Consider the following 17,417-nt stretch of genomic DNA (forward strand, 5'->3'; position numbering starts at 1 on the left):
CACTTCTGGTTGAAACCTTAATTTGATAAATAGATTGTTTATTTAGCGTCGACTTTGATAATTATGATTCAGAATTTAATTCCTTCATTATTTCAGCAAAATAACGATACGATTTAATTCTACTATTAGCATCGTACGTATTAGTAACCGCAATAAGTTCGTCTACTTGTGTTTCGTTTAAAAAGTCTTGAATGTCCTGCTTTACAGTACTTTTACTACCTATAAAGGTGTATTTAGTCATTTGTTTAACAGCAGGATGTTTCATGGTTTCTCTTAATTCTGCTGTCATTTCCATAGGTTTTTCTAAATGTTCGCGTTTAGTACTTGTTAATAGAGCGATTATCATTTTAAAAAAGGAGGTTGCCATAGTTTCGGCTTCTTCGTCAGTATCTGCAATAAAAACATTAATTCCCGCTATTACGTAAGGTGTTTCAAGTGACTCAGAAGGTTTAAATTCATTTCTATAAATCGTTATAGCATTATGTAAATGTGCGGTTGCAAAATGGCTTGCAAAGGCGTAGGGCAAGCCTTTTTTAGCTGCTAAATGTGCACTGTCTGTACTAGAGCCTAAAATATAAATAGGCACAGGTACACCTTCGGCAATGGGCACTCTAACTTTGGATATGCTGTTTTCTGCCGAAAAATAATTCTGAATCTGTTCAATATCTTGAGGAAACGAATGTGTAGCCTTCAAAAAATTAGGACGAATGGCATGCGCCGTTTCTTGGTCGGTACCCGGAGCTCTTCCCAATCCTAAATCTATTCTATTAGGGAATAAAGTTCCTAGAGTTCCAAATTGCTCGGTTATAATAAAAGGGGAGTGGTTTGGTAGCATTATACCGCCAGATCCAACGCGTAGTGTTTTAGTTTTCTGCGCTACTTGGCTAATAATAATTTGAGGCGCATTACTAGCAATGCCTGCCATATTATGGTGCTCTGCGTACCAAACGCGTTTGTAACCAAAGGATTCAGCTTTTTTTGCTAATTCAATGCTGGCCTTTAAAGTTTGTTGGTATGTTTTCCCTTCAGAAACAATAACAAGATCTAAAATGGAATATGCGGTTTGTTTCATGCAATTGTAGTAAATGAAATGCGAGCTTTAATCGTTAAAAAGAATAGCGATGATTTTTTTCTAGAAATAATAAAATTGATGATTAACCGTGTATGGTTTCAGATTTTCCATATTTCTGAATCACTTGGCCTTCAAACTCAATAAGTTCTTGCCAGCGTTTATCAACATCAATGCCCTTTCCGTATTGTCTAGCAAAGCCTATAAACGTGGTATAGTGTCCAGCTTCGCTAATCATTAAATCATGATAAAACTTCGATAATTCTGGGTCTTTTATACGTTTAGATAACAGTTTAAAACGTTCGCAACTGCGCGCCTCAATCATTGCCGAAAACAGAAGACGATCTACCATACTTTGTTGCCTGTTTCCGCCTTTGTTCATAAACTTATAAAGCTCATTAACATAGTGGTCTTTACGTTCTCTACCTAGTACGTAACCACGTTTTTTTATAATGTCATGAACCATTTGAAAATGTTCTAACTCCTCTTGAGCCAATTTTATTAACTCGGTAACAAGTTCCTCATGTTCGCTATTATTAGTAATAATAGTAATAGCATTGGTAGCTGCTTTTTGCTCGCACCAGGCATGATCGGTAAGTATTTCTTCAATATTCGATTCTACAATGTTTACCCAACGCGGGTCTGTTGCTAATTTTAAACCAAGCATATTTTTTTGTTTTTTGTAAAAGTAGGTATAATCATTAAAATTATACGTAATAATTATTTGGGCATTCCCTAAAGGTCGGGCTTTCCACTATATCTTTTTAAAGGGTTATTGCAATAAAACGAGGTTTGTGGTAATTTATTAAAATCTAGAAATTACTAAGTCCATTGCTTTAAAACTTTAAAAAGGATGCCGTTGCAATCCCTAATGCGAGTTACGTAATGTTATAAAGTTAATAAATTCAAATCAAGTTGGTCTCCCGTCTCCCGTCATCAGTCTTCCGTCTAGCTAATATAATTCCAAATATTTTTAAACTTACTAAGTTGCTTATATGTGTTTAAATACACTTGATTTTCAGGAAGCGCCAACGAAGGGTCTATTTTTAATACCGATTTAGCATGGTGTCTTGCCAGCTGTAAAATATAGTTATCCTTAATAATGTCGGCTATTTTAAGGTTTAAAACGCCACTTTGTTGTGTGCCCATTATATCGCCTGGGCCACGTAATCTTAAATCCACTTCCGCAATTTCAAAACCATCATTCGTTCTAACCATAGTTTCTAATCTGGTTTTACTGTTTGCACTAAGTTTATGGCTAGTCATTAAAATACAATAACTCTGTTCAGCACCACGACCAACACGACCGCGCAATTGGTGTAATTGCGATAAGCCAAAGCGTTCGGCGCTTTCAATAATCATTACAGATGCATTAGGCACGTTTACACCAACCTCAATAACCGTTGTAGCCACCATAATTTGTGTTTCGCCCTTAATAAAGCGTTGCATTTCATAATCTTTATCGGCAGGTTTCATTTTTCCATGAACAATAGAGGTTTGATATTTTGGCATAGGGAAGTCTCTAGATATACTTTCATAGCCATCCATTAAATCTTTATAATCCATTTTTTCGTTCTCCTTTATTAAAGGATAAACAATATAAATTTGACGTCCTTTATCAATTTCATCTCGAATAAATTTAAAAACATTTAATCGGTTTTTATCAAATCTATGAACCGTTTTTATGGCCTTTCTTCCGGGTGGTAATTCATCAATAATCGAGATGTCTAAATCGCCATAAACCGACATAGCTAATGTTCTAGGAATTGGTGTTGCGGTCATAACCAAAACGTGCGGTGGAAGTTTGTTTTTCTTCCATAATTTACTGCGTTGTTTTACGCCAAATCGATGTTGCTCATCTATAATAGCGAGCCCCAAATTTTTGAATTTTACTTTATCTTCTAGAAGGGCGTGTGTGCCTATTAAAATTTGTAATTCGCCATTTTCTAACGATTCGTGAATTATTTTTCGTTTTGAAGTTTTAGTTGAGCCTGTTAGTATTTCTATGCTGATATTTAGTTTGTTACACCATTCAAGTAATCCGTTATAGTGCTGGACTGACAAAATTTCAGTCGGCGCCATTAAGCAAGCTTGAAAATCATTGTCAAGCGCCATGAGCATTGACATAAAGGCTACAATGGTCTTGCCAGAACCTACATCGCCCTGTAAAAGTCGATTCATTTGTGCGTTACTGCCTAAATCTGCGCGAATTTCTTTTAAAACACGTTTTTGGGCATTGGTTAATTGGAAGGGTAAATGGTCTTTAAAAAAGGAATTAAAATAGGTGCCAACTTGATTAAATGGAAAGCCTTTTATTTTCGATTTATGAATTAAATTTTTAATAATTAATTGCAATTGAATATAAAATAACTCTTCAAATTTAAGCCGGAATTGTGCCCTTGAAAGTAGCTCTTGATTCTTTGGGAAATGCACATTAAAAAGAGCAGATTGTTTACTAATTAATTTTAATTCTGAACGTAAATTATCAGAAAGTGTTTCTGTAAATCTCCCCTTGGTTTCCAGAAATAATTGCTGCATGATTTTATTAATCACGCGATTTGTTATGCCTCTATTGTTTAATTTTTCGGTTGATGGATATACAGGTTGCATAGCCGAACGCATATTTTTTTCATGGTCTTCTAGCAATTCTAGCTCCGGATGTGCCATATTAAATTTACCACTAAACCAGTTGGTTTTTCCAAAGGCTACATAGGTTTTATTTAATATTAAGCTGTCCTTAAGCCATTTTTGCCCACGAAACCAAACCAGTTCCATGGTTCCGGTATCGTCTTGAAACGTACCTACTAAACGTTTACCACGCTTTTGTGCAACTTCCTTAAAGCTTGTTATTTTTCCAATAACCTGTACATCGGCATTGTTGCGTTGTAGTTGGTTAATTTTGTAATACTGCGTCCTGTCTATGTATCTATTTGGAAATAAGTTAATTAAATCTTGATAGGTGTGAATACCTAACTCCTTACGTAGCAAATCGGCACGATTTGGACCAACGCCTTTTAAATAATCTATTGGAGTTTGTAGGTTTACAGACATAAATGCGAAATTAATTAAAAAATAAGTCTTATTAAATACTTAGTTTCTTTATGAATTTGTGATGTTTTTAATAGTATTACTATTTTCTTTCTAAAAAATGCTTGAAAAATATGAAATATAGTATGTAATTCTATTTCATTAGTTAAATTTGGTGCTCTTAAAAAACAACTTAACGCATATTGATTGATGAGAAAACTCAACGAATTTATTTGGGAAACACACGGTATTCATGCAGGAACCGAGCAAGATCACGTAAAACATGGTATTGATAAATTAGAGGATATAGTTGATAAAGCTATTGAAGCCGGAAACCCAAGTATTACGTTTATAATTCACTCGCCGCGTTTAACAAGTTTTCGTTATATCGCAGAAACGGATACCAATGTAAAGTTTATTCGTGGTAATAAATCGTACTTAAACTATCCAAAACGTATAGCAGGACTTCGTGAAAAATACGACGGACAAATAAACATAAAATATGGTGTTGAGTTAGAGTGGATGGGACCAGACATTGGTTTGCAATGGAGTCGTTCTAAGATTTTTCAAGCCGAAGACGCCGATTATGTTATTGGTTCTGTGCATTTTGCACCAGAAGGTTTGCCTTATGACGGGTCTAAGGAAGAAGCTCAAGAGTTATTAAAAATGCGTGGTAGTCTGGAAGCTTATTGGGGTGGTTATTTTGATGAAATGACCCAAATGATTGAGTGTTTTGGCGATATGATTCAAATTATTGGTCATATCGATTTGCCAAAGTTAAATGTAGATATGCCAGAGGCTTTAGTTAATTTTGAAACCAGTGCACACCCATTAGCTAATAGATTCAGAACCCTTTTAGAGCTTATAGCCGATAGAAATTTATCGCTAGACGTTAATATGGCTGGTAAATTTAAGGGTGTTGGTGTGTATCCTGTGCAAAGTATATTGAGACGTGCCAACGAACTGCAAATCCCTGTTTGTGTAGGTACAGACACGCATCATGTGCGTTATTATGGCTTAAATTATAAAGAGAGTTTAGAGTATATTCAAGAGGCAGGTTACGAGAGTTATGTAAGTTACTCCAAGCTTATCCCGGAGAATCGTACCATTTATGACGACCATGAATTAAAAGTAAAATACACGGTTTTAAATAAGGGTATCGAGTTGTTAAATCAACGTTTAGATGAAACACAACGAAGAATAATTCCAGATTTTTCGTTTGGAGGTTCGTTTTCAGAGTTTGTAGACATTTATAGAAGTGCCACAGGAATGGGCGATTATAACGCTATTAGAATTCGAAAATATGGTAAATCCATTACAGTTACCAACGAAATTCCTAAAAACACACAAACCATAGTAAATGGGTTGTTTTCGGAGCATTTAGACGAGCCTGGTGTAATCTCTTCATTATTTAATACACTGGCATCAGAAGGTATTAATGTGGAAACAGCGCGTTTAAAATCGAATAACGACGGTACTGCAGTTGCATTTTTGTCTTTAGATAATAAAAATGGAAAAGTTCAAAACGCTATCGATTTTACAAAAGGTACCGATGGTGGTTTGTTTAAATCCTTAACCTATCAAGAACATGCTGCAATGCCTAATTATTATACCGAAGGCGTGTATTTACTTGAAATGGATGGTGTAAAATTAAATTTAGCGCTAAGGGATAAAGTTATTTTAACGAAGCATATTAATGCGCCTGGGGTTTTATTAATACTATTATCTGCATTGGCATCTAAAAAAATAAATATTATTGATTTACGTTTAGGTAAACTAAATAATGTTGGGTACTCAGCGCTTGCTGTAGATGGCGATAGCGATGTGATAAGAGCGCTACTATCAAAACTTGGCGATCAATATTACGAAGCTAATTTAATTGAGTTTCATAGTTTTTAATATGGTTTTTATGATTTTGGGCTAATCTTTGATATCTTTAAAATCATGAAAAATATAGTATTCCTTTTATGCTGTTGTGCAAACCTTCTTTATGCGCAACAAACGGATTATGTAGATTTTAAAGAAGTAAAAACGGTATTGGCTTTTAATCAAATGAAAGTAGATAGTACTGTTTTTAATTCTTACGAGATTAAATTCGATGTTTTAAAACAGACGGATTCGGTGTATTTGGATGCTATAAACATGAAATTCAGTAATGTAGCCTTAAACAAAAGCAAAGTAAAATTTAAAAACGATGGTAAAAAGCTAATCATTTACCATGGGTTTAAGGCTTCAAAAACGTACACGCTTAATTTTCTGTTTTTTACTTCACCTAAAAAAGCCATGTATTTTATTGATTGGGATAATGAAGATGCTGTTACTTCGAGTTATTCTGATATTAACAGAAATACTGTCCAGAAGAAGCAAATTTGGACACAAGGTCAAGGAAAGTACACAAGCCATTGGTTGCCTTCCATTGACGATATGAATGACAAAATTGAGTTCGATATTAGTTGCGTGGCTCCAAAAGGTTACGAGGTTATTTCAAACGGAAAAATGATTTTTAAAAGAGAAACACCAACTTATAATTTGTGGGAGTTCGACATGGAAAAGCCCATGTCCAGTTATCTTGTGGCTTTAGTTATTGGTAAATACAGTAAAAATGTAGAATATTCCAAAAGTGGTATTCCGTTAGAAATGTATTATTATCCAGAAGATTCGTTAAAATTCGAACCAACATATCGCTATACAAAACAGATGTTCGATTTTCTTGAAGCTGAAATAGGCGTGCCGTATCCGTGGCAAAACTACAAGCAAGTACCTGTAAAAGACTTTTTATACGCAGGCATGGAAAACACAAGTGCTACAATATTTGCAGATAGTTTTGTAATTGATTCTACGGCATTTACAGATAAAAACTATGTTAATGTAAACGCACACGAGTTGGCACACCAATGGTTTGGCGATTTGGTAACCGAAACTTCGGGTACACACCATTGGCTGCAAGAAGGTTTTGCAACGTATTATGCCTTATTAGCCGAACGCGATATTTTTGGAGAGAACTATTACTATTGGCAATTGTATGAATACGCACAGGAGTTGCTAGACCAAGATAGAGCGGGCGGAAGCACCTCCCTGTTAGATCCGAAATCGAGTAGTACAACATTTTATAAAAAAGGGGCTTGGGTATTGCATGTACTTAAGGAACGAGTGGGCGACAAGGCTTTTAAAACGGCCATTAAAAATTATTTAAAAAAGTACGCATTTAAAAATGTTGAAACTGAGAATTTTATAGCTGAAGTTGAAGAGGTAAGCGGTGAAGATTTGACTGATTTTGTAGAATTATGGTTGAAAAATAAAGCGTTTAATTATGATGAAGTTTTAAATAGTTTGAAAAAATCAGCATATATGCAGGAGTATTTAATGGTTGATTGCGAAGTGTATACCTCAAAATGTAGTGACTATTTAACCTCTGGAATTTCTGATGAAGCTAAAATAAAAGTGATTACTCAAATACCCAATCAGATAAAAAAAGAAGATTTTAAAAATAGTTTAAAAGTGCGACAAGCCATTGCTCGTAATGTATCTAAAATCCCTTCAGAATTAAAAATCGAATACGAGTCGTTACTTAATGATGAATCTTACGTTACTATTGAAACGGCGTTATTTAACCTGTGGCAAAACTTTCCGCAGGAGCGACAAAAATATTTTGAAAAAACTAAAGATATCCAAGGGTTTAGCGATAAGAATGTAAGAATGCTTTGGTTGGCATTGCAGTTAGTGTCTCCAGACTTTGAAGATAAAAACATACGAGAGTATTTTAATGAGTTAACACGATATACAAGCCCGCAGTACGGATTTGAGGTGCGCCAAAATGCATTTCAGTATTTGCATCAAATTCAAGCGTGTAAGGATGTTTGTAAAGAACATTTAAAAGAAGCTACTAAGCATCATAATTGGCGATTTCAGAAATATGCAAAAGAGTTATTAAAAGCCAATTAAATACATGTTAAGTTTTTATATTTACATACAATTTTAATTTAATGAAAGCATTAGTAATTTCGGGTGGTGGTAGTAAAGGCGCATACGCAGGTGGTGTTGCCGAGTATTTAATTAAGGAAGAAGGTAGGGATTACGATATGTTTTTAGGAACATCGACTGGTAGTTTGCTTATTCCTCATTTGGCCGCAGGTAAGATTGATAAAATCCACAAGGTATTTACTAATGTAAATCAAAAGAATATTTTTAGTGTAAGCCCTTTTGTTATTCGTAAAAAAGGTGATAGGGAGTATGTTTCTATAGATTTTTTAAATTCTGTCTGGCAGTTTATTAAAAGAAAACGAACTTTTGGGGAGAGTAAGGCATTACGACGTTACTTAAAAAGAAATTTTACTTACGAAGAGTTTAAAGCTATAAAAGAGACTAAGCACGATGTTGTGGTTACGGTCTCTAATCTATCTAAAAACATTGTGGAATATAAGTCTATAAAAGATTTTAGTTACGATGAGTTTTGCGATTGGATTTGGATTTCGTGTAACTATATTCCGTTTATGTCTTTAGTAAAAAAAGATGGTTTTGAATATGCAGATGGTGCTTTTGGCTGTGTTGTTCCTATTCGAGAAGCTATTTTAAGAGGCGCTACCGAAATTGATGCTATTATTTTGGAGTCTGAAAGTATGGCTTATAATAAGGTGTTGGGTAAAAATCCTTTTTCTTTAATGCTGAATCTTTTTGGACATCTTTTAGACCAAGTAGAGCGAAGTGATATTTTAATTGGAAAGTTAGCAGCTAAAAATAAGCACGTAAAACTAAACTTGTATTACACGCCTTCTAAACTTACTGAAAACTCGTTGGTTTTTAATAAAAAATTAATGACCAAATGGTGGCAACAAGGGTATTATTACGCAAAAAATAAATTTGAGCAAGCGCAGTCTAACGAGTTGCGTGAAAAAGATTTACCACAAACTTGATACTTCTTCTTTAATAAAAGCTAATGCTGCATCGCTAGGTGAGCGTCGCTCCATCATTTCGGTTAAAACAACTTCGCGAAGTTTGTTTGCGGAATCTGTTTTTTCAGACATGCTTGCTTTTCTAATAAGTTGTATTGTAGCGTTTTTTGATGTGGTTACAATGCTCCAACATTTATCGGTAATGTAAATTTGTTGCGATAAATTATGTTCGAATTCTTGCTCAATACTTTGTATAAGTAAAGATTCGTAATCCTCTTTATCTGAAGATATTGGTGTTATTCTAATTAGTAATTTTGATGGTGAGATGCGTTCTAGAAAAAGCGCCATACGCTCGTAGGCTTGTAAGCGTAATGGCATAGCATTAATTTGCATGTCTTTTTTTAACAAATAACGACGACGCCCATCTTCATTTTTAGTGTGTTCTCTAAAAAAATAGAAGGCAATAATTCCGGTAATTACTGTTGGTATTGCAAATAAAAAGAGGTCTATAATGCGGCTGGTATCCATAAATAAAGTTTATTATTTACAAACATAAGTGGTTTGTGTTTATTGGACAAAATTTATTTAAAACTAATGGGAGTATTGTTGGTTTAAAAACGTTTGATTGTTTTGAAAACGATAAGTTTCTACTTTAGTCTGCGCAAGGGATAGTAGCGGATAGCCCACAGCCCGACGCAGGAGGTGCGAGGACTTGTAGCGTATAGCCCGACCACTTGTGGTTGCGCCCAAAAAAAACAAGCGAAAAGACAGTGTAGGTTTGGGGTTAATAGTTTTAAGTTAGCCTGTAAACTGTAATTGAAACCTTATTTTGCTCCTCCTAAATGCATGCAATCCTTTAGGTGCTGAACCCCTTGAAAAGGAACAGGTGTTTTCTCGTACATGTAGGTGCGGCTAAGTTGTTTTGAAAGGTTATGATCGTCTACATTTATTTCGATATCGCTCATTTTAAACTGGCATGGGTGTTCGTAGCCGGCAGCATGAGTAATTTCGATAAATTCTTTCCTGAAAGTTTTAAAATACTGTGCCAAACGCTCGGATTTTAAAGGAACATTAATACCGTTTTGTGTCCATTTTTTTTGCGTGGCAATGCCTGCAGGACAACGATTGGTATGGCAAATTTGAGCCTGAATACAGCCTATGCTCATCATAGCTTCTCTGGCAACGTTTAAACAATCTGCACCCATAGCAAAAGCCATAGCGGCCTTAGCAGGAAACCCTAGTTTACCGCTACCAATAAATACAATACGCTCTGATAATCCTTTGTCTTTAAATAGTTTGTAAAGATCACTAAAGCCATAAACCCATGGCAGTGAAACATGATCTGCAAAACTTGGTGGTGCTGCTCCGGTTCCACCTTCGCCACCATCTACGGTAATAAAATCGGGACCTTTGCCTGTTGCTTTCATGATGTCTGCCAACTCCTTCCACTGGTCTAATTTCCCAATAGCAGCTTTAATACCTACAGGTAAACCTGTGGCTTCGGCAATTTGCTCTATAAAATCGACCATTTCTGGAACGTTAGAGAACGCTTTGTGATTTGGTGGTGATAGTACATCTTTACCAACTTCAACACCTCTAATTGCTGCAATTTCTTCTGTTATTTTGGCGCCTGGTAAAACGCCACCTTTTCCTGGTTTTGCACCTTGTGATAATTTAACCTCAATGGCACGGATAAAAGGATTCTCATTAACAAGTTTTACCATTTTTTCCATTGAAAAATCACCATCTTTTGCGCGAACACCAAAGTAACCTGTACCGAAATGAAAAACCACATCGCCACCATGACTGTGGTGAGGCGATAATCCGCCCTCGCCGGTATTGTGATATGCTCCGGCTATTTTTACACCTTTGTTTAAGGATTCTACAGCTTTTGCTGATAAGGATCCAAAACTCATTGCAGAAACATTAATTACAGATGCTGGTCTGTAAGGGCGTTTACGTTTATTAAATTCACCCATTACTTTAGCGCATGGTAAGAAGGAATTATCAATAGTGTGAGGATGGTTTTCTGGTAATTTATAAGGCATCATCGCATTATTAATAAAAATATGCTGGTGTGCGTAAATATCTCTATCGGTACCAAATCCTTCGTAATTGTTTTCTTTTTTTGCAGAGGCGTATATCCAGCCACGTTCAATTCTATTAAACGGTAATTCCTCCCTGTTATTAGCTACAAAATATTGACGCATTTCCGGACCAATACTTTCTAGCCAATAGCGTAAATGGCCCACAATAGGGAAGTTATGACTAATGGTATGCGACTTTTGAAAGAATATATCGCGAATAGCTACAATTAATAATACTATTAAAAGCCAGCCCCACCAGGCTATGCTTGACAAAAAATCGAGTATTGAATCCATATTAAGTTTTTAAGATATATATAAACCGTCAACCAAATGAGTTAACATTTTAATCAATAAAGATATTTAAAAATATGGTATAAAAATATTGAATGAATATCTTTATGAAATGAATTCTAAGTTAAAAAAGCGATTAATCTGGTTTGCAGGGGTTTTAGTTTTACTAATAGCTCTTTTATTTGGTGTTAATTATAAATTAAAAAATGAACTTAAAGCAGGTTTACAAAACCTTTCTGATACTATAAAGGTAGATTATAAGGATGTAAGCTTAAATATTTTAACAGGATTCGTAAATATAAAAGAGTCTACCGTTACGGTTTATGGTAAAACAACTGATTCCATAAATTTAAAAGTTGATTTTCAAGATTTAAGTGTTTCTGGGGTAAGTTATTGGTCGTATTTGGTAAATAACAAAATTGCTGTAGATGATATTGTTTTAAGCAAACCACAGGTTACTTATTTTCATAACGATTTGGTTGAAAAATCATCATATAACAACTCCTTTAAATCTAATTTAAAGCAAGACGTAGAAATTGGCTCTATTCAGGTAAAAGATGGCGAATTAAGGATGTATAAGGCCTCAAATGATTCATTGTTATTAAAAACAGAGGCTATTCAATGTCATATTAAAAACCTTTTAGTTGTTAAGGATGCTAGCGAACCAAAATTGACTTATGATGGGTTTGATGTTAAAACGGGAGCCTTATTTTATGCAATGAGCGCCTATGAAAATTTAAGGTTAAAAACGCTTACTTTTAATCCTGAAGCAGCTAAATTTAGAGGAATTACTTTGAATACAAAATACACAAAAGAAGCTTTATCTGCAAACACCAATGTTGAGCGTGATCATTATAGGTTGAGCATAGATTCTTTAGACATAGCGCAGCCAAAATTTGGTTTTGAGCGCGATACTTTATTTCATTTTAAAAGTCCGTTAGCAACAATTTATCATGCAGATTTTGATGTTTTTAGAAACAAATTATTACTAGATGATATGTCGTACAAACCTTTGTACAGTAAGGCGCTACGCGATTTAAAATTTAAACTTGGTATAGATGTTTTTAAAATTAGAAACTCATCCATTAATTATATTGAAAAGGTAAAACCAGACTCAAAAGGTGGCGATCTTGCTTTTAGCGAGTTAGATGCGACCATTAAAAACATTGGTAATACTTATAACGACAAAACGGCAATGGATATAGAGGCTGTGTTTATGAAAAGCACACCTTTAAAGGTAAAATGGGATTTTGCTGTTAATAATCAAAATGACGCCTTTGTTTTTAAATCTGAAATTGGTAAACTGCAAGCCGAAGATTTAAATCAATTTATAGAACCGAACTTAAATGTTAGGTTTGAAGGCGAATTTAACACTATGTATTTCACCATTGATGGTACCGAGAGCACCTCGCAAACCGACTTAAAAGTGAGTTACAAAAACTTTGATGTTATTGTATTAAAGGATAATGGAAAGGAAAAAAACAAGCTTTTATCGGCTGTGTTAAACGTTTTTATTTCTAAACATAGTAGAGATGGTAATGATATTTTTAGGTATGGCAAATCGGAACCTGTTGAGAGAGATAAAACTAAATCGGTATTTAATTTTGTTTGGCTTAGTTTAAGAGCTGCACTTTTAGAAGCATTAACAGCAAATGGTGAAAAGCAGGAATAGAATTAAAATTGTTTATAATTATTAATAATTCTGAAGTAAAAAAAGCGTAACAATGGTTAATTTCACGACTTAAATTGATGATGATTTGGAAAAGTATTTAAGCCAGTTAAATGAAGCACAATTAGAGCCTACAATTCAAATAGAAGGCCCTATGATTGTTATTGCTGGAGCAGGTTCAGGTAAAACAAGAGTGCTAACATTTCGTATAGCATATATGATGAGTAAGGGCATAGACCCTTTTAATATTTTGTCGCTAACATTTACAAATAAGGCGGCAAAAGAAATGAAAGAACGTATTGCTACCATTGTTGGTGCTAGCGAATCTAAGAATTTATGGATGGGAACGTTTCACTCCATATTTGCTAAAATATTAAGAATTGAAGCCGATAAACTAGGCTATCCAAGTAACTTTACTATTTATGACTCTCAAGATTCTGGACGCTTAATAGCGTCTATTATCAAGGAGATGAATTTGGATAAGGATATCTATAAATACAAACAAGTATTAGGCAGAATTTCGTCTTATAAAAATAGTTTGATTACGGTTCGTGCCTATATGCAAAATCCAGAATTAAAGGAGGCCGATGCTATGGCAAGACGTCCGCGAATGGGTGAAATTTATAAGGAATATGTAGACCGTTGTTTTAAGGCGGGTGCTATGGATTTTGATGATTTGTTATTAAAAACCAATGAGTTGCTTACGCGTTTTCCGGAAGTTTTAGCAAAATATCAAAACCGCTTTAAATACATTTTGGTTGATGAGTATCAAGATACCAACCACTCGCAGTATTTAATAGTTAGAGCTTTATCAGATAAATTTCAGAATATCTGTGTGGTAGGTGATGATGCGCAAAGTATTTATGCGTTCCGTGGAGCTAACATTAATAATATTTTGAATTTCCAAAATGACTACGACGATGTAAAAGTATTTCGATTAGAACAAAATTACCGTTCTACTAAAAACATTGTTAACGCAGCAAATTCTATTATAGATAAAAATGAAACCAAACTCGATAAAGTGGTTTGGACCGCTAATGATGAAGGCGGTAAAATTATTGTAAACCGTTCTTTAACAGATAGTGACGAAGGACGTTATGTGGCAAGTACCATTTGGGAAAGCAAAATGCAGAATCAATTAAAAAATAGTGATTTCGCTATTTTATATCGTACCAATGCGCAATCGCGATCTATTGAGGATGCCTTAAGAAAGCGTGATATTCCATATAGAATTTATGGTGGCACTTCCTTTTATCAGCGTAAAGAAATTAAAGATGTTGTTGCTTATTTAAGGTTAGTTATAAATCCTGCCGATGAGGAAGCCTTAAAACGTGTTATTAATTTTCCGGCTAGAGGTATTGGTCAAACCACGGTAGATAAACTTATTGTTGCTGCTAACGGTTATAAGCGCACCATATTCGAGGTGATGAAAAACATTGATAAAACCAATGTAAGCATTAATGCAGGAACAAAAACAAAGCTTAAAAACTTTGTAACGCTGGTAGAAAGTTTTCAAGTTCTTAATCAATCGGCTGATGTTTTTGAGCTTGCAGAACATGTTACCAGAACCACAGGAATCATTAAAGAATTCAATAAAGATGGCACGCCAGAAGGTGTTGCTAAAATGGAAAATATTGAAGAGCTTTTAAATGGTATGAAAGATTTTGTGGAAGGCCAGAAAGAAATTGCCGATACCACAGGATCTTTAGCAGAGTTTTTAGAAGACGTGGCTTTAGCCACTGATGCTGATGGCGATAAAGGTGATCCAGATCACGTGGCTTTAATGACCATTCACTTGGCAAAAGGACTAGAATTCTCCAATGTATTTGTAGTTGGTTTAGAAGAAGATTTATTCCCTAGTGCCATGAGTGGTAATACGCGTGCCGAATTAGAGGAAGAACGCCGTCTTTTTTATGTAGCTGTTACAAGAGCCGAAAAACAAGCGTATTTAACTTATGCCTTATCAAGATACCGTTGGGGTAAATTAGTAGATTCTGAACCTAGTCGTTTTATTTCAGAAATCGATGAGCAGTATTTAGAAATTGTAACGCCTATTGAAGAACGCCGTTTTAACCCGATGCTTTCTGCCGATATTTTTGGAGATGCAGAACCAAATATTAAGGCTAATCCAAATAAAATAAGATATAAACCAGCTAAAAAGCCCGTATTTAAAAAGGCTAATGCTGCTAAAAAAGAACCTGAGAAATTCCAAGTAACAACACCTAAAAACTTAAAGCCTGTTGCTAAAAGTGCGGGAGAAGCGAACTTGTTCGACAGTAAATTAACAGTAGGAAACCTTGTAAAACATTTACGTTTTGGCGTTGGTGAAGTTAAAAAAATTGAAGGTGTAGGCGCCGATACTAAAGCTGAAATTAATTTCCAACATGGAGGTGTTAAAAAGTTGTTGTTGCGTTTCGCAAAACTGGAAATTATTGGATAGGGTTTAGTTTTCAGTATACAGTTTTCAGTCTTTAGTTTGTAGTTGGCAGTTTTAAGTGTGCAGTTTACAGTCAGAAATTTTAGATCTTCGGTCAACCGTCTTCGGTCAACCGTCTTCGGTCAACGGTCTTCGGTCAACCGTCTTCGGTCAACGGTCTTCGGTCTTCCGTTTTCTGACTTCGGTCTTCCGGCTTCGGTCAATCAACTTTTGTCAATCAACTTCTTTCTTCCGACTTCTAACTTCCTTACATTTTCAAAAAAAAAAAACAGCGCAAGTTTATTTTAAATAAAGCATCTAAAACCTAATAAACAAATAATAAATACCTGTATGAAAATTTTTCTTTTATTACTATGTGCTTTAAGTTTTAGTGAGTCGCAAGCGCAACCTGGTGGTGGCGGTGGTCGTGGTGGTCGTACTATGGGAGGAGGTCAAGGTCAAGACCAAAGTGAACGCCAACGACCAAAAATGGTGGAGTTTAATGCCTCAAACATTGTTGGGACTTTTAATTATGATGATAATGAAGCGGTCGATAAAATTAAACTAAAAAGTAAAAAAGAAGCCGCCTTAATTTTAGATGTTCGTCAGGCTATAATGACATATAACCAAGCGGTAAATGAGATTGCGCTTAATAATAAGGATAATTTCGATACGCTAAATGTGTATATGAATGCACTCATGAAATCATCAAGACCACAAAGAGGTCAGCAAAGAGGTTCTGGTGATTATGGTATGCAGGAAGATAATCAAGATAACCCAATGCGACAAGCCAAAAGGCTAGCAGAAGAAAAAATGGAACCTGCTAAAAAAGGAATTCAAGAGGAAGAAGAAAAGCTTAATACAAAGCTAGAAGGCATATTAAATGAAAAGCAATTTAAAAAATGGCTTAAATATCAAATAGCTGTTAAAAAAGATTTAGAGCCACAAGCCGAATCAGAAAACAACAATAATAGGTCTCTTGGTGGCGGACAAGGAGGTTCGTCTCGAGGCGGTGGGCGAATGGGCTATTAAACCTAATTATAAAAGCACGATTTAAGTTTTAAATCGTGCTTTTTTTATATGTCTTATCTTTAGGGTTTAAATTATTTAAGGAATCACTTTAGCATACCAAAATAATATTTAAATTGTATACGTAAATTCACGAGATAAAAAATGGCTACTTTTCTAAAAATATATAATGAAAACCCAAATCCCAAAGCAATTGCGCAAGTTGTAGATGTTTTAAAAAAGGGTGGTTTAATTATTTACCCAACCGATACCGTTTATGGTTTAGGCTGCGATATTACTAACATTAAAGCCTTAGAGAAAGTAGCGAGAATTAAAGGTGTAAAACTCGAAAAATCTAATTTCTCATTCATTTGTCACGATTTAAGTAATTTAAGCGATTACGTAAAACAAATAGATACTTCCGTTTTTAAAATCTTAAAACGTGCACTTCCAGGAGCGTATACCTTTATTCTTCCAGGTTCAAAAACGTTACCAAATCCATTCAAGAAAAAGAAAACCGTTGGTATTCGTGTGCCTAACAATAATATAGCCCTAGAAATTGTAAAGCTATTAGGAAACCCAATTATTTCAACATCCATTCGCGACGACGATGAAGTTTTAGAGTACACTACAGATCCCGAATTAATTCTAGAAAAATGGGATAACCTAGTCGATTTGGTAATCGATGGTGGTTATGGCGATAATGAACCCTCAACGGTTATCGATTTATCAGAAGGCGAACCTATAGTAATTAGAGAAGGTAAGGGCAGCTTAGAGATTTTTTAAATCACCATATCAAACTAAATGTCAGTTCGAGTGATCTTGAATTTTTTCGAGATTGTATCGAGAACCGCTTTAAAACTAGTATTTCAATTCAAAATAAAACGCCATCTAGTTTTAAAAGATAGCTCACAAATTATCATAAATCAATTTATAAAGACTAAATGTCAGTTCGAGTGAT

Annotated in this window: 12 protein-coding genes; 7 read left to right on the plus strand and 5 right to left on the minus strand. The window is 34.8% G+C overall.

Annotated features, from left to right (window positions below; genetic code table 11):
* Window positions 1-61: 61 nt before the first annotated feature.
* The 3 genes from HNQ90_RS08125 to recG form a co-directional block, all read right to left on the minus strand.
* On the minus strand, window positions 62-1,072 hold the full coding sequence (locus tag HNQ90_RS08125; protein ID WP_144116019.1) for an LLM class flavin-dependent oxidoreductase: 1,011 nt from the start codon (window positions 1,070-1,072) through the stop codon (window positions 62-64).
* Between the two features lie 82 nt (window positions 1,073-1,154).
* The gene (locus tag HNQ90_RS08130) at window positions 1,155-1,736 is read right to left on the minus strand and encodes a MiaE family protein (RefSeq protein WP_092850508.1); all 582 of its coding nucleotides are present in this window, start codon (window positions 1,734-1,736) and stop codon (window positions 1,155-1,157) included.
* 281 nt (window positions 1,737-2,017) lie between these two features.
* Entirely contained in the window at window positions 2,018-4,120 is a 2,103-nt protein-coding gene (recG, locus tag HNQ90_RS08135; RefSeq protein WP_144116018.1) for an ATP-dependent DNA helicase RecG, read from the minus strand.
* A gap of 186 nt (window positions 4,121-4,306) precedes the next feature.
* Here recG and HNQ90_RS08140 point away from each other — a divergent pair, with 186 nt between their 5' ends.
* From HNQ90_RS08140 to HNQ90_RS08150, 3 genes are read left to right on the plus strand one after another with little or no spacing between them, the layout of a single operon-like run.
* Entirely contained in the window at window positions 4,307-5,995 is a 1,689-nt protein-coding gene (locus tag HNQ90_RS08140; protein ID WP_144116017.1) for a histidinol-phosphatase HisJ family protein, read from the plus strand.
* Between the two features lie 45 nt (window positions 5,996-6,040).
* Window positions 6,041-8,038 (plus strand): M1 family metallopeptidase, encoded by a 1,998-nt coding sequence (locus HNQ90_RS08145; protein ID WP_144116016.1) that lies wholly within the window; start codon window positions 6,041-6,043, stop codon window positions 8,036-8,038.
* A 41-nt stretch (window positions 8,039-8,079) separates the two neighbouring features.
* Window positions 8,080-9,006, plus strand: a complete 927-nt coding sequence (locus tag HNQ90_RS08150) for a patatin-like phospholipase family protein (protein WP_144116015.1) — start codon at window positions 8,080-8,082, stop codon at window positions 9,004-9,006.
* On the opposite strand, the gene HNQ90_RS08155 is transcribed toward HNQ90_RS08150, so the two are convergent.
* The gene (locus HNQ90_RS08155; RefSeq protein ID WP_144116014.1) at window positions 8,992-9,513 is read right to left on the minus strand and encodes a DUF7935 family protein; all 522 of its coding nucleotides are present in this window, start codon (window positions 9,511-9,513) and stop codon (window positions 8,992-8,994) included. The genes HNQ90_RS08150 and HNQ90_RS08155 overlap by 15 nt on opposite strands.
* A 296-nt stretch (window positions 9,514-9,809) precedes the next feature.
* Complete coding sequence (locus HNQ90_RS08160) at window positions 9,810-11,366, minus strand: FMN-binding glutamate synthase family protein (protein WP_144116013.1); 1,557 nt, start codon at window positions 11,364-11,366, stop codon at window positions 9,810-9,812.
* 109 nt (window positions 11,367-11,475) lie between these two features.
* On the opposite strand from HNQ90_RS08160, the gene HNQ90_RS08165 reads away from it, so the two are divergent.
* The 4 genes from HNQ90_RS08165 (at window position 11,476) to HNQ90_RS08180 (ending at window position 17,242) form a co-directional block, all read left to right on the plus strand.
* Window positions 11,476-13,035, plus strand: a complete 1,560-nt coding sequence (locus HNQ90_RS08165; protein WP_144116012.1) for a hypothetical protein — start codon at window positions 11,476-11,478, stop codon at window positions 13,033-13,035.
* Between the two features lie 85 nt (window positions 13,036-13,120).
* Complete coding sequence (locus tag HNQ90_RS08170; protein WP_144116011.1) at window positions 13,121-15,472, plus strand: ATP-dependent helicase; 2,352 nt, start codon at window positions 13,121-13,123, stop codon at window positions 15,470-15,472.
* Window positions 15,473-15,799: 327 nt separating this feature from the next.
* A complete protein-coding gene (locus tag HNQ90_RS08175) occupies window positions 15,800-16,480 on the plus strand; it encodes a hypothetical protein (RefSeq protein ID WP_144116010.1) in 681 nt (226 codons plus the stop codon).
* A gap of 141 nt (window positions 16,481-16,621) precedes the next feature.
* Window positions 16,622-17,242, plus strand: coding sequence for an L-threonylcarbamoyladenylate synthase (locus HNQ90_RS08180; protein ID WP_144116009.1), 621 nt, complete (start codon window positions 16,622-16,624; stop codon window positions 17,240-17,242).
* Window positions 17,243-17,417 lie beyond the last annotated feature (175 nt).

Source organism: Algibacter amylolyticus, from assembly GCF_014202225.1.
In the GTDB taxonomy this organism is placed as follows: domain Bacteria; phylum Bacteroidota; class Bacteroidia; order Flavobacteriales; family Flavobacteriaceae; genus Algibacter_B; species Algibacter_B amylolyticus.